The following is an 18165-nucleotide window of genomic DNA, read 5'->3' on the forward strand; positions in this document are numbered from 1 at the left end:
AAAAGTTTTCCCCGGTAGGGGATAGAAAACGGAGAGCCGGAAATGGCAAAGAGCAAATTTGAGCGCAACAAGCCGCACGTTAACATTGGCACGATTGGCCACGTTGACCATGGCAAGACGTCGCTGACCGCAGCGATCACGAAGTACTTCGGCGAGTTCAAGGCGTATGACCAGATCGACGCTGCGCCGGAAGAAAAGGCCCGTGGTATCACCATTTCGACGGCCCACGTTGAGTATGAGACGGCGAACCGTCACTACGCTCACGTTGACTGCCCCGGCCACGCCGACTACGTCAAGAACATGATCACCGGTGCTGCGCAGATGGACGGCGCGATCCTGGTTTGCTCGGCCGCTGACGGCCCGATGCCGCAGACCCGCGAGCACATCCTGCTCGCTCGCCAGGTTGGCGTTCCGGCAATCGTCGTGTTCCTCAACAAGGTCGACCAGGTTGACGACGCCGAGCTTCTCGAGCTCGTCGAACTCGAAGTTCGCGAACTTCTGTCGTCCTACGAATTCCCGGGCGACGACATTCCGATCATCAAGGGCTCGGCTCTTGCTGCTCTGGAAGATTCGGACAAGAAGATCGGCGAAGACGCGATCCGCGAGCTGATGGCTGCTGTTGACGCCTACATCCCGACGCCGGAGCGTCCGATCGACCAGCCGTTCCTGATGCCGATCGAAGACGTGTTCTCGATCTCGGGCCGTGGTACGGTTGTGACCGGTCGCGTTGAGCGCGGTATCGTCAAGGTCGGCGAAGAAGTTGAAATCGTCGGCATCCGCGACACGTCGAAGACGACGGTTACGGGCGTTGAAATGTTCCGCAAGCTGCTCGACCAGGGCCAGGCCGGCGACAACATCGGCGCGCTGATCCGTGGTGTTAACCGTGACGGCGTTGAGCGTGGCCAAATCCTGTGCAAGCCGGGTTCGGTCAAGCCGCACAAGAAGTTCATGGCTGAAGCCTACATCCTGACGAAGGAAGAAGGCGGCCGTCATACGCCGTTCTTCACGAACTACCGTCCGCAGTTCTACTTCCGCACGACGGACGTGACGGGCATCGTGACGCTGCCGGAAGGCACGGAAATGGTCATGCCGGGCGACAACGTCACCGTTGCCGTCGAGCTGATCGTTCCGATCGCGATGGAAGAAAAGCTGCGCTTCGCGATCCGCGAAGGTGGCCGTACCGTCGGCGCAGGCATCGTTGCCTCGATCGTCGAGTAATCGACGAGACTGAGGGCGGAGAAATGCGAGGCGCATGTGCTATGCGCCTCGAACATACCCGCCCCGAAAGAATTAGTTGGTCGCACGGCTTGCCGAAGACGACGAAATAGTGCAAATGGCGCCCACGCGTGATTTGCACGGTGCTTCGACGTTGTGCGCTCACAAAAAGACAGGCCGGCCACGGCCGCTCAAATAGGAAGGGGCAGGGGAAACCCTGTCCCTCCGATCTTTGAAAATTAGCGGACTGGCCGAACATTAAACGAAGTTCAATGCGTGTTTTTCCACGGAAACCGCAGACAACATGAACAAGGATAAGTCGTATGAACGGCCAGAACATCCGCATCCGCCTCAAGGCGTTTGATCACCGGATCCTCGACGCCTCGACGCGCGAAATCGTGTCGACGGCAAAGCGTACCGGTGCAAGCGTGCGCGGTCCCGTACCGCTGCCGACGCGCATTGAAAAGTTTACGGTCAACCGCTCGCCGCACGTCGACAAGAAGAGCCGTGAACAGTTCGAAATGCGCACCCATAAGCGCCTTCTCGATATCGTAGACCCGACCCCGCAGACCGTTGACGCGCTGATGAAGCTCGACCTGGCTGCCGGCGTCGACGTGGAAATCAAGCTTTAATAACAAGGAAGGTACGTGGACCCCGGTCCAACGGCTTCCGAAAACGGGCGACCTCAAGATCGGATGATCTCAAGGAAACCTTAAACCAGAGATGTGAGGGGGCTCGCCCCATCACTAACTCTCAAGAGGAATGAACCGATGCGTTCAGGTGTGATTGCACAGAAAGTGGGAATGACCCGCGTCTATAACGACGCCGGTGAGCATATCCCGGTTACAGTATTGAAGCTGGAGAACTGCCAGGTGGTAGCCCAGCGTACGGAAGAGAAGAACGGCTACGTGGCTGTCCAGCTGGGCGCCGGCCGTTCGAAGGTCAAGAACACGCCGAAGGCAATGCGCGGCCATTTTGCTGCTGCCAACGTCGAGCCGAAGGCGAAGCTCGTCGAGTTCCGCGTTTCCGCGGACAACCTGATCGACATCGGTGCAGAACTGACGGCCAACCATTTCGTTGCCGGCCAGCTCGTTGACGTCACCGGTACCACGATCGGCAAGGGCTTTGCTGGTGCGATCAAGCGCCACAACTTCGGTGGTCTGCGTGCAACGCACGGCGTTTCCGTATCGCACCGTTCGCATGGTTCTACCGGTTCCAACCAGGATCCGGGCCGCGTTTGGAAGGGCAAGCGCATGGCTGGTCACATGGGTCAAACCCGCGTCACCACCCAGAACCTCGAAGTCGTATCGACCGATGAAGACCGCGGTCTGATCCTGGTCAAGGGCGCAGTCCCCGGCTCCAAGGGTGCCTGGATCGTCGTTCGTGACGCCATCAAGTCGGGCACCCCGGAAGGCGCTCCGCGCCCGGCCGCTGTGCGCGCCGAAGCATCGAAGTAAGGGAGCCGAGTAATGGATCTCAACGTCAAAACCCTCGAGGGCAAGGACGCGGGAAAGGTTTCCCTTTCTGACGCCATTTTCGGCCTCGAACCCCGTGAAGACATCATTGCCCGCGTCGTTCGCTGGCAGCTCGCCAAGAAGCAGCAGGGCACGCACAAGGCCAAGGGCCGCGCAGAAGTTTCGCGCACCGGCGCCAAGATGTACAAGCAGAAGGGTACGGGCCGCGCCCGCCACCACTCCGCTCGCGCTCCGCAGTTCCGCGGCGGTGGCAAGGCCCATGGCCCGGTCGTCCGCAGCCACGAGCATGATCTGCCGAAGAAGGTTCGCGCCCTCGGCCTGCGTCATGCACTGTCGGCCAAGCTGAAGGCTGCAGAGATCATCGTCATCGACGATCTCGTTGCCAAGGAAGCCAAGACCAAGGCTCTCGCCGGCGTATTCGCATCGCTCGGCCTCACCAACGCTCTCATCATCGGCGGCGCCGAGATCGAGAACAATTTCAAGCTCGCAGCCCAGAACATCCCGAACGTGGACGTTCTGCCGGTTCAGGGCATCAACGTTTACGACATTCTGCGCCGTGGCAAGCTCGTGCTTTCCAAGGCTGCCGTGGAAGCTCTGGAGGAGCGGTTCAAATGACGGATCTTCGCCACTACGACGTGATCGTGTCTCCCTCGATCACTGAAAAGTCGACGCTGGTTTCCGAGCAGAACCAGGTCGTCTTCAACGTCGCCAAGGACGCTTCGAAGCCTGAAATCAAGGCTGCTGTCGAAGCTCTGTTCGGCGTCAAGGTTACGGCCGTGAACACGCTCGTCCGCAAAGGCAAGACGAAGCGTTTCCGCGGCTTTGCCGGAAAGCAGAAGGACGTGAAGAAGGCGATCATTACGCTCGCCGACGGTCAGTCCATCGACGTCTCCACCGGTCTCTAACGGATAGGCCCATTAGGGTAAAAACCCAAAAGGGAACAAGAAAATGGCATTGAAAAGTTTCAATCCGACGACCCCGAGCCAGCGCCAGCTGGTCATCGTTGACCGGGCTGGCCTCTACAAGGGCAAGCCGGTCAAGGCGCTGACCGAGGGCCTGTCCTCCAAGGGCGGTCGCAACAACCTCGGTCGCATCACCGTTCGCTTCCAGGGCGGCGGTCACAAGCGTACCTACCGCCTGGTCGACTTCAAGCGTCGCAAGTTCGACGTTGAAGGCACGGTCGAGCGTCTGGAATACGACCCGAACCGCACCGCGTTCATCGCGCTCGTCAACTATGCCGATGGCGAAAAGGCCTACATCCTCGCTCCGCAGCGCCTCGCTGCCGGCGACAAGGTCATCGCTTCGGAGAAGGCCGTTGACGTCAAGCCCGGCAACACGATGCCGCTGCAGTACATCCCGGTCGGCTCCATCATCCACAACGTGGAAATGAAGCCGGGCAAGGGCGGCCAGATGGCCCGCTCGGCCGGTACCTACGCGCAGCTCGTCGGTCGCGACCAGGGCATGGCGATCCTTCGTCTGAACTCGGGCGAACAGCGTCTCGTGCACGGTTCCTGCCTCGCATCGATCGGCGCCGTATCGAACCCCGATCACGGCAACATCAATGACGGTAAGGCTGGTCGTTCGCGTTGGCGCGGCAAGCGTCCGCACGTTCGCGGCGTCGTCATGAACCCGGTTGACCACCCGCACGGCGGTGGTGAAGGCCGTACCTCGGGTGGTCGTCACCCGGTTACCCCGTGGGGCAAGCCCACGAAGGGCAAGCGTACGCGCTCGAACAAGTCGACCGACAAGTTCATCATGCGCTCGCGGCACCAGAAGAAGAAGTAAGAGAGGAAGTCTCGAATGACTCGTTCAGTATGGAAAGGTCCGTTCGTTGACGGTTATCTTCTCAAGAAGGCTGAGAAGGTCCGCGAAGGCGGTCGTAACGAAGTGATCAAGATTTGGAGCCGCCGCTCCACGATCCTTCCGCAGTTTGTCGGCCTCACCTTCGGCGTCTACAACGGCAGCAAGCACGTTCCGGTCAGCGTCAATGAAGACATGGTCGGTCACAAGTTTGGCGAATTCTCTCCGACCCGGACCTACTACGGTCATGGCGCGGACAAGAAGGCAAAGAGGAAGTAACAATGGGCAAGGCAAAAGCCGAACGCCGGCTGAAGGATAATGAGGCGCAGGCAATTGCGCGCACGATCCGCGTCAGCCCCCAGAAGCTCAACCTGGTTGCCGCGATGATCCGCGGCAAGAAGGTCGACCGCGCTCTGGCCGAACTGGAGTTCTCCCGTAAGCGCATTGCGGAAACGGTCAAGAAGACCCTTGAATCTGCCATCGCAAACGCAGAGAACAACCACGATCTCGACGTCGATTCGCTCGTCGTTGCAGAAGCTTACGTTGGCAAGTCGATCGTCATGAAGCGCTTCCACGCCCGTGGTCGCGGCCGTGCATCGCGCGTCGAAAAGCCGTTCTCGCACTTGACGATCGTCGTTCGCGAAGTGGAAGCCAAAGGGGAGGCCGCATAATGGGTCAGAAGATTAATCCGATCGGTTTCCGTCTCGGTATCAACCGGACCTGGGATAGCCGTTGGTTTGCAGACAACGCCGAATACGGCCAGCTGCTTCATGAAGACCTGAAGATCCGCGCTTACCTGATGGAAGAGCTGAAGGCTGCCGGCATCGCCAAGGTGGTCATCGAGCGTCCGCACAAGAAGTGCCGCGTCACGATCCACTCGGCTCGCCCGGGTCTCATCATCGGCAAGAAGGGCGCCGACATCGAAAAGCTCCGCAAGAAGCTTTCCGAGATGACCAACTCCGAAACGCACCTCAACATCGTTGAAGTGCGCAAGCCGGAAGTTGACGCAACGCTCGTTGCCCAGTCGATCGCCCAGCAGCTCGAGCGCCGCGTGGCTTTCCGCCGTGCGATGAAGCGCGCTGTTCAGTCGGCCATGCGTCTTGGCGCCGAAGGCATCAAGATCACCTGCGCCGGTCGTCTCGGTGGCGCCGAAATCGCTCGTACCGAATGGTACCGCGAAGGTCGCGTTCCGCTGCACACGCTGCGTGCGGACATCGACTACGGCACGGCCGAAGCGGAAACCGCTTTCGGTATCTGCGGCATCAAGGTCTGGATCTTCAAGGGCGAAATCCTTGAGCACGATCCGATGGCTTCCGAGCGCCGTGCGATCGAAAGTGACAACCAGGGCCCTGGCAGCCGTGATCGCGACCGTGGCGATCGTGACCGCCGTCGTGAAAACGCGTAACATTCGCGTTTGGCAGCCAATATCGGAGAAGTAAAAAAATGTTGCAGCCAAAGCGTACGAAGTATCGCAAGCAGTTCAAGGGCCGCATCAAGGGCGTAGCCAAGGGCGGTTCTGATCTTGCCTTCGGCGAATTCGGCCTGAAGGCTCAAGAGCCGAACCGCGTCAATGCGCGCGAGATCGAAGCGGCCCGCCGCGCGATCACGCGTCACATGAAGCGCGCCGGCCGCGTGTGGATCCGTGTGTTCCCCGACGTTCCCGTAACCGCCAAGCCGACGGAAGTCCGCATGGGTAAGGGTAAGGGTTCGGTCGAATACTGGGCATGCAAGGTCAAGCCCGGCCGTATGATGTTTGAGATCGATGGTGTCAGCGAAGAACTTGCCCGTGAGGCACTTCGTCTTGGCGCTGCCAAGCTCTCTGTCAAGACGCGCTTCGTGCAGCGTATCGCAGAGTAAGGAGTGAACTCATGAAAGCCGTAGAAGTTCGCGCTCTGAGCGCCGATCAACTCAACGAAGAGCTTGCCAAGCTGAAGAAGGAGCAGTTCAACCTGCGCTTCCAGAAGGCAACCGGCCAGCTCGAGAAGTCTTCGCGTATCAACGAAGTCCGCAAGGACATCGCACGCGTCAAAACCATTGCCCGCCAGAAGGCGGCAGAAGCCAAGGCCTAAGGACCAGAAAATATGCCGAAACGCATTCTGCAGGGCACTGTTGTCAGCGACAAGAACGACAAGACCGTCGTCGTCCGGGTCGAGCGCCGTTTTGCGCACCCGATCCTCCAGAAGACTGTCCGTCGCTCGAAGAAGTACAAGGCGCACGACGAAAACAACCAGTTCAAGGTTGGTGACGTCGTTTCCATTGAGGAATGTGCGCCGATCTCGAAGGATAAGCGCTGGACGGTTGTAGCCGTCCACGCTTGATTTCTGCAGGTTTTGACCTGAAGACCCTTGCGTCTTGGGCAAATACCTGTATGAAGCACGCAATTGAAGCAGGGGAACGCTCGAGTCCGGGCGTTCTTTTGCTTTGAGATGAGCACTATAAGCCAGGCGAGGGGGTTTCGACCCAACCGGCCGGGTAACAACAAGAAGGCGACCTGACATGATTCAGATGCAAACAAACCTCGACGTGGCGGATAATTCCGGCGCACGTCGTGTCATGTGCATCAAGGTGCTGGGCGGCTCCAAGCGCAAGTATGCGTCGGTCGGCGACATCATTGTCGTTTCGATCAAGGAAGCCATTCCGCGCGGCCGCGTAAAGAAGGGTGATGTCATGAAGGCTGTTGTCGTTCGCACTGCGAAGGACATCCGCCGTCCGGATGGCTCTGTCATCCGCTTTGACACCAACGCAGCCGTTCTTATCGATAACAAGAAAGAGCCGATCGGCACCCGTATCTTCGGACCGGTTCCGCGCGAACTTCGCGCCAAGAACCACATGAAGATCATCTCGCTGGCTCCAGAAGTACTCTAAAGGAGCGTAGAGAGATGCAAAAGATTCGCAAAGGCGACAAGGTTGTCGTTCTCACCGGTAAGGACAAGGGCCGTACCGGCGAAGTCGTCCAGGTTATGCCGAAGGAAGACCGGGCTGTTGTGCGTGGCGTCAACATGGTGAAGCGTCACCAGCGCCAGACCCAGAGCCAGGAAGCCGGCATCATCAACAAGGAAGCCTCGATCCATCTTTCGAACATCGCGATTGCCGATCCGAAGGACGGCAAGCCGACTCGCGTCGGTTTCAAGATCGACGGTGACAAGAAGGTCCGCGTGGCCAAGCGTTCGGGAGTAGTGATCGATGGCTAAGTCCGCTTACGAGCCGCGGCTCAAGAAGGAATACGTAGAGCGCATCCGCAAGGCGATGCAGGAGAAGTTCTCCTACGCCAACGAAATGCAGATCCCGCGCCTCGACAAGATCGTCATCAACATGGGTGTTGGCGAATCGACGGGCGACTCGAAGAAGCCGACCGTTGCTGCTGCCGACCTCGCTGCGATTGCTGGTCAGAAGCCGGTAATCACCCGCGCTCGCAACTCCATCGCAGGCTTCAAGCTTCGCGAAGGCATGCCGATTGGTGCCAAGGTTACCCTGCGCGGCGTTCGGATGTATGAGTTCCTGGATCGTCTCGTGAACATCGCTCTTCCGCGCGTTCGCGACTTCCGTGGCCTCAATCCGAAGTCCTTCGATGGCCGTGGCAACTTCGCCATGGGCGTCAAGGAGCACATTGTGTTCCCTGAGATCAACTACGACAAGGTTGATCAGATGTGGGGCATGGACATCATCGTTTGCACGACGGCTACTAACGACGACGAAGCACGCGCTCTGCTCACAGAGTTCAACTTCCCGTTCCGTCAGTAATCCGTAACGACAAGCGTAAAGAAGGATAACTGTTATGGCGAAAACGAGCGCAGTTGAAAAGAACAAGCGCCGCCGCAAACTGGTTGCCGGGCAAGCTTCAAAGCGTGCCGCGCTGAAGGCAATCATCATGAACCAGTCTCTGCCGATCGAAGAGCGGTTCAAGGCAACCATCAAGCTGGCAGGTCTGCCGCGCGATGGATCCAAGACCCGCATTCGCAACCGCTGCGAAGTCACCGGCCGTCCGCGCGCCTACTATCGTAAACTTCGTATGTCGCGTATTGCGCTTCGCGAACTGGGCAATCTCGGCAAGGTGCCGGGCATCGTCAAGTCGAGCTGGTAAGGAGACGGGCACATGGCAATGACTGATCCGCTGGGCGATATGCTCACCCGTATCCGTAACGGCGCGGCTCGCCGCAAGTCGAGCGTTTCCACGCCGGCTTCGAAGCTCCGCGCACGCGTTCTGGATGTCCTTCAGGCTGAAGGCTACATCCGTGGATACTCTGAAGTCGTGTTTGGCAACGGCAAGGCCGAGCTGAACATCGAACTGAAGTACTACGAAGGCGCTTCCGTAATCCGTGAGATCGGACGCGTTTCCAAGCCGGGCCGCCGAGTTTATGTCTCGGTTAAGTCCATTCCGCAGGTCGCGAACGGCCTCGGCATCACCATCCTTTCGACCCCGAAGGGTGTGATGGCCGATCACCAGGCACGCGAACAGAATGTTGGTGGCGAGATTCTTTGCTCCGTCTTCTAAGGCGTAGCAAGTTCTCCATAGCGAACAGACAGGTATAAAAATGTCTCGTATCGGTAAGAAGCCCGTTCAGGTTCCGGCAGGCGTCACGGCAAGCGTTGATGGCCAGAAGGTAACGGCGAAGGGCCCGAAGGGCGAACTGTTCTTTGTTGCAAACGACGAAGTTTCGGTAAAGCTCGAAGATAATGCGGTTGTCGTACAGCCGCTCAGCCAGAGCAAGGATGCTCGTTCGAAGTGGGGCATGTCCCGCACGATGATCGAGAACATCTTGAAGGGCGTCAAGGACGGTTACGAGCGCAAGCTCGAAATCAACGGCGTTGGTTATCGTGCGTCGCTGCAGGGCAAGAACCTGCAACTGGCGCTCGGTTTCAGCCACGACGTCGTCTACCAGACGCCGGAAGGCATCACGATTGCTGTTCCGAAGCCGACCGAAATCATCGTGTCCGGCATCAACAAGCAGCAGGTCGGCCAGGTTGCCGCGGAAATCCGCGAATACCGTGGCCCCGAGCCCTACAAGGGCAAGGGCGTCAAGTATGCCGAAGAGCGGATTGTCCGCAAAGAAGGCAAGAAGAAGTAAGGATCACGCGAAATGGCTAGCAGGAAAGATACTCTTGTGCGTCGCGCCAACCGCGTGCGCCGTCAAATCAAGGCGGTCGCCAATGGCCGTCCGCGCCTGTCGGTTCATCGCTCGTCGAAGAACATCTACGTACAGGTTATCGATGACGTTGCCGGCAAGACGCTTGCGTCTGCCTCCACGCTCGATACCGATCTGCGTTCGTCTTTGAAGACGGGCGCTGACGCGGCAGCTGCTGCTGCCGTCGGCAAGCTCATCGCTGAGCGCGCCGTAAAGGCTGGCGTCAAGGACGTTGTCTTTGATCGTGGCGCCTTCATCTATCACGGCCGCATCAAGGCTTTGGCCGAAGCTGCACGTGAAGGTGGTCTGAACTTCTGATCGATTACAGGGCGGGCCTCGAGTCCGCCCTGGACGATCAGTGGTTTCCGGTCGCTTCCAGTCGGAAAGACGGAGGCGACTTTTGTCAATCTGCCGATTGCACCCGGAAAAGAAAAAGGAAAAGGACAATGGCACAAGAAAGAAAGGGTTCTCGCGAAGATCGCCAGAACCGCGAAGAGCGCGACAGCGAATTTGTCGATAAGCTCGTAGCAATCAACCGCGTCGCCAAGGTGGTGAAGGGCGGTCGTCGTTTCGGTTTCGCCGCTCTCGTCGTCGTTGGCGACCAGAAGGGCCGCGTCGGCTTCGGCCATGGCAAGGCACGCGAAGTGCCGGAAGCCATCCGCAAGGCGACCGAAGCTGCCAAGCGCGACCTGATTTTCGTCCCGCTGCGTGGTGGTCGTACCCTGCATCACGACGTTCATGGCCGTCACGGCGCCGGCAAGGTGCTGCTGCGTTCGGCCAAGGCCGGTACCGGTATCATCGCCGGTGGCCCGATGCGCGCCGTCTTCGAAACGCTCGGCGTTCATGACGTCGTCGCCAAGTCGACCGGTTCGTCGAACCCCTACAACATGGTTCGCGCAACCTTCGACGCCCTCAAGAACCAGATGCACCCGAAGGACATCGCAGCTCAGCGCGGCATCAAGTACGCCACGCTCCAGGCTCGTCGTGTTTCCTCCGGCGCTGCTTCCGAAGAATAAGGGAGCTGACAGATGGCTAAGAAAGAAGTTGCCAAGAAGACGGTTACCGTCGAGCAGATCGGTAGCCCCATTCGCCGTCCGGCCGTACAGCGTCAGACGCTCATCGGTCTGGGCCTCAACAAGATGCACCGGGTTCGCACGCTCGAAGACACTCCGTCTGTTCGCGGCATGATCCGGACTGTCCAGCACCTCGTTCGCGTCGTCGACGAGAAGTGAGGGGGATAAGCTCATGAAACTGAATGAAATCAAGGACAACGAAGGCTCTACCCACAGCCGTAAGCGTCTCGGCCGTGGTATCGGTTCGGGTTCCGGCAAGACGGCCGGCCGCGGTGTCAAGGGTCAGAAGGCTCGTTCGGGCGTTGCTATCAACGGCTTCGAAGGCGGCCAGATGCCGATCTACCGTCGTCTGCCGAAGCGCGGCTTCAACAACATCTTCGCTTCGGAGTTTGTTGTCGTGTCGCTCGGCCGTATCCAGACGGCAATCGACGCCAAGAAGCTCGACGCTTCGAAGACCGTCGATGCGGCTGCCCTCAAGGCTGCCGGCGTCATCCGTCGCGAAAAGGACGGCGTCCGCGTTCTCGCTGACGGCGAACTGAAGGCGAAGGTTTCGATCGAAGTCGCTGGCGCTTCCAAGTCGGCGATCGAAAAGATCGAAAAGGCCGGCGGTTCGGTCAAGCTGCTCGCAGCCGCTGCTGAATAATATTATTGATGAACCGCCCGGGGTGCTTCACTCCGGGCGGTTTTGCTCCCATATGTGAGCCTCACGTCCGCAGCCGGCGAATCGCTTGCCGCAAGCGGACATAGCGGAAACCACGGTGAGGCATCCGATTGCAGACACAATCGCCTCGCGTCCGGTTTTCAATACGAAAAGTTACTCCTTCCGGAACGGACCGGGTGTTCCCGCTGATTCCGAGATTTGGTACGCGGAGAATTGCATGGCTTCTGCAGCGGAACAGCTCGCCTCGAACCTGAATTTCTCGACTTTCGCCAAGGCGGAAGATCTGAAGAAACGGCTTTGGTTCACGCTTGGTGCGCTTCTGGTTTACCGTCTTGGCACCTATATTCCGCTGCCCGGTCTTAACCCGGAAGCGTTTGCCCAGGCATTCCGCGGCCAGAGCGGCGGCATTCTCGGCCTCTTCAACATGTTTTCGGGCGGTGCAGTTGAGCGCATGGCGATCTTCGCGCTCGGCATCATGCCCTATATCTCTGCCTCGATCATTGTTCAGCTGATGACCTCGGTCGTTCCGGCTCTGGAACAGCTGAAGAAGGAAGGTGAGCAGGGACGCAAGATCATCAACCAGTACACCCGCTACGGCACGGTGCTTCTCGGCACGGCGCAGGCTTACGCCATCGCCGTCGGCCTCGAGAGCGGCAATGGCCTTGTGAACGATCCGGGCTGGTTCTTCCGCATTTCGACTGTCATTTCCCTGCTCGGCGGCACCATGTTCCTGATGTGGCTCGGTGAGCAGATCACCTCGCGCGGTATCGGCAACGGTATTTCGCTGATCATCTTCGCTGGTATTGTCGCGCACCTGCCGACGGCTCTCGCCGGTACGCTCGAACTCGGCCGCACCGGCGCGCTTTCGACGCCGCTGATCCTTGCGATCATCATCATGGTCGTTGCCGTCATCGCCCTTATCGTCTTTGTCGAACGGGCGCAGCGCCGACTTCTGATCCAGTATCCGAAGCGCCAGGTCGGCAACCGCATGTTCCAGGGCGACACCTCGCACCTACCGTTGAAGCTCAACACTTCGGGCGTCATCCCGGCAATCTTCGCATCCTCACTGCTGCTCTTGCCGGCAACGCTCGCGGGCTTTGCCAACACGGCGGCGCTGCCGGGCTGGGCCACCACCATCGTTGGCGCACTTGCTCACGGCAAGCCGCTCTACATGGTCCTCTACGGTGCGATGATTGCCTTCTTCGCCTTCTTCTACACGGCAATCGTCTTCAATCCGAAGGACACGGCCGACAATCTCAAGAAGCACGGCGGCTTCATTCCGGGCATTCGTCCGGGTGAGCGCACCGCGGAATACATCGATTACGTCCTGACGCGCATCACCGTCATCGGTGCGGTCTACCTGATCTTCGTCTGCATTCTGCCGGAAGTTCTGATTTCGCAGACCGGCGTGCCGTTCTACCTTGGTGGTACGTCGCTTTTGATTGTTGTCAGCGTGACCCTTGATACGGTAGCACAGATCCAGGGCCACCTCATCGCACAGCAATATGAGGGGCTGATCAAGAAGTCGAAGCTGCGCGGAGGAAAGAGGGGACGATGAGACTGATTTTTTTGGGACCGCCGGGCGCTGGCAAGGGGACGCAAGCCAAGCTTCTGACGGAGAGATACGGCATTCCGCAGCTTTCCACAGGCGATATGCTGCGGGCGGCCGTTGCCCAGGCGACTGAGGTCGGCAAGCGTGCCAAGGCCGTCATGGATGCCGGTCAGCTGGTATCCGATGAGATCGTCAACGAAATCGTGTCGGATCGCATCGACCAGCCGGATTGTGCAAAGGGTTTCATCCTTGATGGTTACCCGCGTACCGTTCCGCAGGCGATTGCGCTCGGCAAGATGCTCGAGGGCAAAGGTCTGAAGCTCGACGCAGTCATCGAGCTGAAGGTCGACGAGGCAGCCCTTGTAAAGCGGATGGAGAATCGCGTAGCGGAAACCATCGCTGCGGGAGGCACGGTCCGTTCGGACGACAATCCGGAGGCGTTCAAGCGCCGGCTGACCGAGTATCGTGAAAAGACCGCACCGTTGTCGGAGCATTATGCCGGTACGGGGCAGCTGAGAACGGTGGATGGCATGGCGGATGTGAACACCGTTACTGCCGAGATCGAGAAGATTCTGGCTTAGACACTGGTCTTTGCCGAAAAGGAACCGCCGGGGAGTTGACTTTTCCGGCCGATTCCGCCAAAGACAGCGCCAACTCGCGACATGAGAGCGATCGGCGCGGTCTTCAAAGAAAATGAAGTCCGAGTACGGTCGTTTTTGACGTGTCTCGAACCTCAATCAACGTGCGGCTCTTCGAGGTCGCGTAACGAAGCACCTATTGCCGGATGGCAACTGGAACGCAAGGAGAATAGACGTGGCACGTATCGCTGGCGTCAACATCCCGACGGCGAAGCGCGTAGTTATCGCGCTGACCTACATTCACGGGATCGGCCCGAAATTCGCACAGGAAATCATCGAGAAGGTCGGTATCCCGGCTGATCGTCGCGTGCATCAGCTGACGGACGCTGAAGTCCTGCAGATCCGCGAAACGATCGACCGTGACTACCAGGTCGAAGGTGACCTGCGTCGCGAGACCTCGATGAACATCAAGCGCCTGATGGACCTCGGCTGCTACCGCGGCCTGCGTCACCGTCGTGGCCTGCCGGTTCGCGGTCAGCGCACCCACACCAACGCTCGCACCCGCAAGGGTCCGGCGAAGGCGATTGCCGGTAAGAAGAAGTAATTTCCCGAAAAGGGAGATTGGGAGGCTGGCGTCAAGCGCCGGCCTCCTTTTGCAGTTTGGAAAGGCGCTTGCCTGACCGCCGTCCGGTCCAATGACCGGGTGTGAAGTCCGCGGAGTGGATATCCTCTCGGCGGGAGAATGAAGATGCAGGGCAGGGGACGACAAATCCTTTTCCCGGTGGAGCCGCTGGAATTACGGCGGTGCAGAGATCTAAGAAAGGGATCCTATGGCCAAGGAAGCCACCCGCGTTCGCCGTCGCGAACGCAAGAACATCACGTCTGGCGTTGCTCACGTCAATTCGTCGTTCAACAACACCATGATCACCATCACCGACGCACAGGGCAACGCGATTGCCTGGTCGTCTGCCGGTGCCAAGGGTTTCAAGGGTTCGCGTAAGTCGACCCCGTTTGCCGCTCAGATCGCCGCTGAAGACTGCGCCAAGAAGGCTCAGGAACACGGCATGAAGTCGCTGGAAGTCGAAGTTTGCGGCCCGGGTTCCGGCCGTGAATCCGCTCTTCGCGCGCTGCAGGCTGCGGGCTTCATGATCACCTCGATCCGCGATGTGACCCCGATCCCGCACAACGGTTGCCGCCCGCGCAAGAAGCGCCGCGTCTGATCATTTGCGTTCAACATGCCGGTGAGGGGGCATCCGCTCTCTCCCGGTCTTCGGGGCTCGGTTGTCACGATTGGATGGTGGCAACGAACGGAAGGCAGAAAACATGATCCAGAAGAATTGGCAGGAACTGATCAAGCCGAACAAGGTGGAGTTCGTCTCCTCCGGCCGCACCAAGGCAACGCTGGTTGCGGAACCGCTTGAGCGCGGCTTCGGTCTGACCCTCGGCAACGCGCTTCGCCGCGTGCTTCTGTCGTCGCTGCGTGGTGCTGCTGTCACCGCAGTGCAGATCGACGGCGTCCTGCACGAGTTCTCCTCTATCCCGGGCGTCCGGGAAGATGTGACGGACATCGTGCTCAACATCAAGGAAATCGCCATCAAGATGGATGGCGACGACGCAAAGCGCATGGTTGTGCGCAAGCAGGGTCCGGGCGTTGTAACCGCCGGTGACATCCAGACGGTTGGCGATATCGAAATCCTCAACCCGAACCATGTGATCTGCACCCTCGACGAGGGCGCCGAGATCCGCATGGAGTTCACCGTCAACAACGGCAAGGGCTACGTGCCGGCTGATCGCAACCGTTCGGAAGATGCTCCGATCGGCCTGATCCCGGTCGACAGCCTGTACTCGCCGGTCAAGAAGGTGTCCTACAAGGTGGAAAACACCCGTGAAGGCCAGGTTCTTGACTACGACAAGCTGACGATGTCCATCGAGACGGACGGTTCCGTCACCGGTGAAGATGCGATCGCATTTGCGGCCCGCATCCTTCAGGACCAGCTGTCGGTTTTCGTCAACTTCGACGAGCCGCAGAAGGAAGCAGAGGAAGAGGCAGTCACCGAACTCGCCTTCAACCCGGCGCTTCTCAAGAAGGTCGACGAACTGGAACTTTCGGTCCGTTCGGCCAACTGCCTGAAGAACGACAACATCGTCTACATCGGCGACCTCATTCAGAAGACCGAAGCAGAAATGCTCCGCACGCCGAATTTTGGTCGCAAGTCGCTGAACGAAATCAAGGAAGTTCTCGCTTCCATGGGTCTGCACCTCGGCATGGAAGTGCCGTCCTGGCCGCCTGAGAACATCGAAGATCTCGCCAAGCGTTACGAAGACCAATACTAACCATTAGACTGCGGGCGGATGCCTGCAAGTGAAGGAGAATAGCCATGCGCCACGGTAAAGCCGGCCGCAAGCTGAATAGAACCGCCAGCCACCGCAAGGCGATGTTTGCCAACATGGCAGCTTCGCTGATCGAACACGAGCAGATCGTTACGACCCTGCCGAAGGCCAAGGAAATCCGCCCGATCGTCGAGAAGCTCGTCACGCTCGGCAAGCGCGGTGACCTGCACGCTCGCCGCCAGGCGATCTCGCAGATCCGCGACGCCGCTGTCGTTTCGAAGCTGTTCGACACGATCGCATCGCGCTACGCCACCCGCAACGGCGGCTACCTGCGCATCATGAAGGCCGGCTTCCGTCACGGCGACAACGCCGCGCTCGCCGTCATCGAATTCGTTGACCGCGACGTCTCGGCAAAGGGTGCGAAGGATCTCGCCCGCGTTGCCGCTGAAGCTGAAGCTGCTGAAGCAGCCTAAGCCGATCGAAGGCAGTGAAATCGAAATGGCCGGGTGTTCATCACCCGGCCATTTTTCTATGGGCGGTGGTTTGCACCATTTCAATGCTTGGTCGAGCGCTTGAGCGACCGAGTATCCGGCTGCTCCGAGCGAATGGGAAAATTACACTTTTCCTGGGATCGCCCTGGCCGGCGCGCTCGCCGTCTGACGTTTGCGACGGAGATAGGGTTTGCGCGCCAACCGCCAGAGAAGCAACGCGGCGACCAAGCCGAGATAGAGCATCTGCTCGGGGCCAACGACCTTCACCGACATGGCAAAATGCAGGGCGCCGGCGGCAGCAATCACGTAGGCGAGCCTGTGCAACGTGTTCCAGCGGGTGCCAAGCCTGCGGATCGACCAGGTGTTGGACGTCAACGCCAGCGGGATCAGCATGACGAGGGCCGCCATGCCGATGGTGATGAACGGACGGCGCGCGATGTCGGCGAGGATCGCCGGGACGTTCAGCACCTGATCGAGCAGCATGTAGGCCAGGAAGTGCATCAGCACGTAGTAGAATGCCAGCAGCCCGAGCGCCCGGCGGTAGCGTAGCCAGTTGATGCCGAAGAGATCGCGAATCGGGGTGATTGCCAACGTGGCCACGAGAAAGCGCAGCGCCCAGATCCCGAGCAGATGCTCGAATCCCTTGACCGGATTGCCGGGCAGTTGCCCGGTAGCGCCGAGATAGAAGGCAAACGCCGCCGGCACCAGGCCAAAGCCATAGAGCGCCCAGACCGAGGCCGAATGAAAGCGTTTCGGGAGTGTGGGCAGGCCGGCCATCGTCAGTAGTTCGCTCTCAGATCCATGCTGGCATAGAGGCTGGCAACCTCGTCGGCATAGCCGTTGAAGGGCAGGGTGTCGCGACGGTTGGAGCCGAAGAAGCCTCCGCCCCCGATGCGGTTCTCCGTCGCCTGGCTCCAGCGCGGGTGATCGACGGCCGGGTTGACGTTGGCATAGAAGCCGTACTCGTTGGGGGCCGAGAGGTTCCAGGTGGAGGGCGGCTGCGCCTCGGTGAGCGAGATCCGCACGATCGACTTGATCCCCTTGAAGCCGTACTTCCAGGGGGTGACGAGCCGAATCGGTGCGCCATTCTGGTTGGGAAGCGTTTTGCCGTAGACGCCGACGGACAGCAGAGTGAGCGGGTGACGGGCTTCATCGAGCCTCAGTCCTTCGCGATAGGGCCAGGGCAACGGCTGAAAGAAGCCGGATTGGCCCGACATCTCCGCCGGGCGAACGACCGTTTCGAACGAGACATATTTGGCGCTGCCCAGCGGCTCCACCTTGTCGAGCAGGGTCGAAAGTTGGAAGCCGGTCCAGGGGATCACCATCGACCACGCCTCGACGCAGCGCATGCGATAGACGCGTTCCTCGATGGGGAACTTCAGCAGTTCCTCCAGCCCGAACTCCTTCGGTTTGCCGACGAGGCCATCGACCTTCACTGTCCAGGGGGTCGGCTTGAAGCCGCTCGAATTGGCGGCCGGATCGCCCTTGCCGGTCCCGAATTCATAGAAGTTGTTGTAGCCCGTGACGTCAGCTTCGGGGGTCAGGTCCTCGTCGACGACGTATTTGCCTTTTGGTGCGCTAAGCGCCGCCGCCATACCTGTGCCGCTTCCGGCAAGAAGGACGCCGCCGACCGCGGCGCCCAGGAATGCGCGGCGATTGATGAAGATGTTCTCCGGCGTGATTTCGGAGGAAACGATTCGTGGTGGACGGTAGGATGGCATGGTCTTATCCGAGAGTGGTTTATGAGCCTTGTCTTGTACGAACTCAGCAGACTTTCGATCACCGTGAAAGGGGTGCGGAACCACGTTTTCGTGCGTAGCGCGTGAAGCCGGCAACTTTGCGTATCCTGCGCCAACATTTGCCTTT

The 18165-nt window shown here is 59.4% G+C and carries 30 protein-coding genes; 28 read left to right on the top strand and 2 right to left on the bottom strand.

Annotation, left to right across the window (positions count from 1 at the left end):
- The first annotated feature begins 42 nt into the window (after positions 1–42).
- From tuf to rplQ, 28 genes are all read left to right on the top strand, one after another.
- Positions 43–1218, top strand: coding sequence for an elongation factor Tu (gene tuf, locus AC3WWH_RS06990; RefSeq protein WP_065374644.1), 1176 nt, complete (start codon positions 43–45; stop codon positions 1216–1218).
- Positions 1219–1538: 320 nt separating this feature from the next.
- On the top strand, positions 1539–1847 hold the full coding sequence (gene rpsJ, locus AC3WWH_RS06995) for a 30S ribosomal protein S10 (RefSeq protein WP_003507767.1): 309 nt from the start codon (positions 1539–1541) through the stop codon (positions 1845–1847).
- 138 nt (positions 1848–1985) lie between these two features.
- Complete coding sequence (gene rplC, locus AC3WWH_RS07000) at positions 1986–2672, top strand: 50S ribosomal protein L3 (RefSeq protein ID WP_057255569.1); 687 nt, start codon at positions 1986–1988, stop codon at positions 2670–2672.
- A gap of 12 nt (positions 2673–2684) precedes the next feature.
- A complete protein-coding gene (gene rplD / locus AC3WWH_RS07005; protein WP_058324771.1) occupies positions 2685–3305 on the top strand; it encodes a 50S ribosomal protein L4 in 621 nt (206 codons plus the stop codon).
- Positions 3302–3595 (top strand): 50S ribosomal protein L23, encoded by a 294-nt coding sequence (locus tag AC3WWH_RS07010; protein ID WP_057255571.1) that lies wholly within the window; start codon positions 3302–3304, stop codon positions 3593–3595. Before rplD ends, AC3WWH_RS07010 begins: the two co-directional genes overlap by 4 nt.
- Positions 3596–3638: 43 nt before the next feature.
- A complete protein-coding gene (gene rplB / locus AC3WWH_RS07015) occupies positions 3639–4475 on the top strand; it encodes a 50S ribosomal protein L2 (RefSeq protein WP_057255572.1) in 837 nt (278 codons plus the stop codon).
- A 15-nt stretch (positions 4476–4490) separates the two neighbouring features.
- Entirely contained in the window at positions 4491–4769 is a 279-nt protein-coding gene (rpsS, locus tag AC3WWH_RS07020) for a 30S ribosomal protein S19 (RefSeq protein ID WP_018239488.1), read from the top strand.
- A gap of 2 nt (positions 4770–4771) precedes the next feature.
- The gene (gene rplV / locus AC3WWH_RS07025) at positions 4772–5161 is read left to right on the top strand and encodes a 50S ribosomal protein L22 (RefSeq protein ID WP_057255573.1); all 390 of its coding nucleotides are present in this window, start codon (positions 4772–4774) and stop codon (positions 5159–5161) included.
- Complete coding sequence (gene rpsC / locus AC3WWH_RS07030; protein WP_057255574.1) at positions 5161–5895, top strand: 30S ribosomal protein S3; 735 nt, start codon at positions 5161–5163, stop codon at positions 5893–5895. The genes rplV and rpsC overlap by 1 nt, the downstream gene beginning before the upstream one ends.
- A gap of 38 nt (positions 5896–5933) precedes the next feature.
- Entirely contained in the window at positions 5934–6347 is a 414-nt protein-coding gene (gene rplP / locus AC3WWH_RS07035; protein WP_011975175.1) for a 50S ribosomal protein L16, read from the top strand.
- A gap of 11 nt (positions 6348–6358) precedes the next feature.
- Complete coding sequence (gene rpmC, locus AC3WWH_RS07040; protein ID WP_057255575.1) at positions 6359–6559, top strand: 50S ribosomal protein L29; 201 nt, start codon at positions 6359–6361, stop codon at positions 6557–6559.
- A gap of 12 nt (positions 6560–6571) precedes the next feature.
- The gene (gene rpsQ, locus AC3WWH_RS07045; protein ID WP_057255576.1) at positions 6572–6808 is read left to right on the top strand and encodes a 30S ribosomal protein S17; all 237 of its coding nucleotides are present in this window, start codon (positions 6572–6574) and stop codon (positions 6806–6808) included.
- A 178-nt stretch (positions 6809–6986) separates the two neighbouring features.
- Positions 6987–7355: a 50S ribosomal protein L14 gene (rplN, locus tag AC3WWH_RS07050; RefSeq protein ID WP_034795548.1), complete on the top strand. Its 369-nt coding sequence runs from the start codon at positions 6987–6989 to the stop codon at positions 7353–7355.
- A gap of 14 nt (positions 7356–7369) precedes the next feature.
- Positions 7370–7681: a 50S ribosomal protein L24 gene (gene rplX / locus AC3WWH_RS07055; protein ID WP_025426674.1), complete on the top strand. Its 312-nt coding sequence runs from the start codon at positions 7370–7372 to the stop codon at positions 7679–7681.
- Positions 7674–8231, top strand: coding sequence for a 50S ribosomal protein L5 (rplE, locus tag AC3WWH_RS07060; RefSeq protein WP_057255577.1), 558 nt, complete (start codon positions 7674–7676; stop codon positions 8229–8231). Before rplX ends, rplE begins: the two co-directional genes overlap by 8 nt.
- Before the next feature lie 34 nt (positions 8232–8265).
- Positions 8266–8571, top strand: a complete 306-nt coding sequence (gene rpsN / locus AC3WWH_RS07065; protein WP_057255578.1) for a 30S ribosomal protein S14 — start codon at positions 8266–8268, stop codon at positions 8569–8571.
- A gap of 12 nt (positions 8572–8583) precedes the next feature.
- Entirely contained in the window at positions 8584–8982 is a 399-nt protein-coding gene (gene rpsH / locus AC3WWH_RS07070; protein WP_025426677.1) for a 30S ribosomal protein S8, read from the top strand.
- 40 nt (positions 8983–9022) lie between these two features.
- A complete protein-coding gene (gene rplF / locus AC3WWH_RS07075; RefSeq protein WP_057255579.1) occupies positions 9023–9556 on the top strand; it encodes a 50S ribosomal protein L6 in 534 nt (177 codons plus the stop codon).
- 12 nt (positions 9557–9568) lie between these two features.
- Positions 9569–9931: a 50S ribosomal protein L18 gene (gene rplR / locus AC3WWH_RS07080; RefSeq protein ID WP_025426679.1), complete on the top strand. Its 363-nt coding sequence runs from the start codon at positions 9569–9571 to the stop codon at positions 9929–9931.
- Positions 9932–10059: 128 nt separating this feature from the next.
- Positions 10060–10629, top strand: coding sequence for a 30S ribosomal protein S5 (gene rpsE / locus AC3WWH_RS07085; protein WP_057255580.1), 570 nt, complete (start codon positions 10060–10062; stop codon positions 10627–10629).
- Positions 10630–10641: 12 nt separating this feature from the next.
- Positions 10642–10845 (top strand): 50S ribosomal protein L30, encoded by a 204-nt coding sequence (rpmD, locus tag AC3WWH_RS07090; RefSeq protein ID WP_057255581.1) that lies wholly within the window; start codon positions 10642–10644, stop codon positions 10843–10845.
- A 13-nt stretch (positions 10846–10858) separates the two neighbouring features.
- A complete protein-coding gene (gene rplO, locus AC3WWH_RS07095) occupies positions 10859–11329 on the top strand; it encodes a 50S ribosomal protein L15 (protein WP_057255582.1) in 471 nt (156 codons plus the stop codon).
- Positions 11330–11564: 235 nt separating this feature from the next.
- The gene (gene secY, locus AC3WWH_RS07100; protein WP_058324770.1) at positions 11565–12905 is read left to right on the top strand and encodes a preprotein translocase subunit SecY; all 1341 of its coding nucleotides are present in this window, start codon (positions 11565–11567) and stop codon (positions 12903–12905) included.
- Positions 12902–13480 (top strand): adenylate kinase, encoded by a 579-nt coding sequence (locus tag AC3WWH_RS07105; protein ID WP_057255584.1) that lies wholly within the window; start codon positions 12902–12904, stop codon positions 13478–13480. Before secY ends, AC3WWH_RS07105 begins: the two co-directional genes overlap by 4 nt.
- 232 nt (positions 13481–13712) lie before the next feature.
- Positions 13713–14081, top strand: coding sequence for a 30S ribosomal protein S13 (gene rpsM, locus AC3WWH_RS07110; protein WP_034795586.1), 369 nt, complete (start codon positions 13713–13715; stop codon positions 14079–14081).
- A 226-nt stretch (positions 14082–14307) separates the two neighbouring features.
- Positions 14308–14697, top strand: a complete 390-nt coding sequence (gene rpsK / locus AC3WWH_RS07115; protein ID WP_003536496.1) for a 30S ribosomal protein S11 — start codon at positions 14308–14310, stop codon at positions 14695–14697.
- Positions 14698–14800: 103 nt separating this feature from the next.
- Positions 14801–15811 carry a DNA-directed RNA polymerase subunit alpha gene (locus tag AC3WWH_RS07120; RefSeq protein WP_034795592.1) on the top strand — a complete coding sequence of 337 codons (1011 nt, stop codon included), beginning with the start codon at positions 14801–14803 and terminating at the stop codon, positions 15809–15811.
- Between the two features lie 44 nt (positions 15812–15855).
- Complete coding sequence (gene rplQ / locus AC3WWH_RS07125) at positions 15856–16281, top strand: 50S ribosomal protein L17 (protein ID WP_057255585.1); 426 nt, start codon at positions 15856–15858, stop codon at positions 16279–16281.
- Between the two features lie 141 nt (positions 16282–16422).
- Here rplQ and msrQ read toward each other — a convergent pair whose 3' ends face one another.
- Positions 16423–17076 (bottom strand): protein-methionine-sulfoxide reductase heme-binding subunit MsrQ, encoded by a 654-nt coding sequence (msrQ, locus tag AC3WWH_RS07130; RefSeq protein WP_058324769.1) that lies wholly within the window; start codon positions 17074–17076, stop codon positions 16423–16425.
- A gap of 2 nt (positions 17077–17078) precedes the next feature.
- Positions 17079–18020: a protein-methionine-sulfoxide reductase catalytic subunit MsrP gene (gene msrP, locus AC3WWH_RS07135; RefSeq protein ID WP_058324768.1), complete on the bottom strand. Its 942-nt coding sequence runs from the start codon at positions 18018–18020 to the stop codon at positions 17079–17081.
- Positions 18021–18165: the final 145 nt, after the last annotated feature.

This window comes from Ensifer sp. EB106-03-01-XG145 (genome assembly GCF_058792075.1).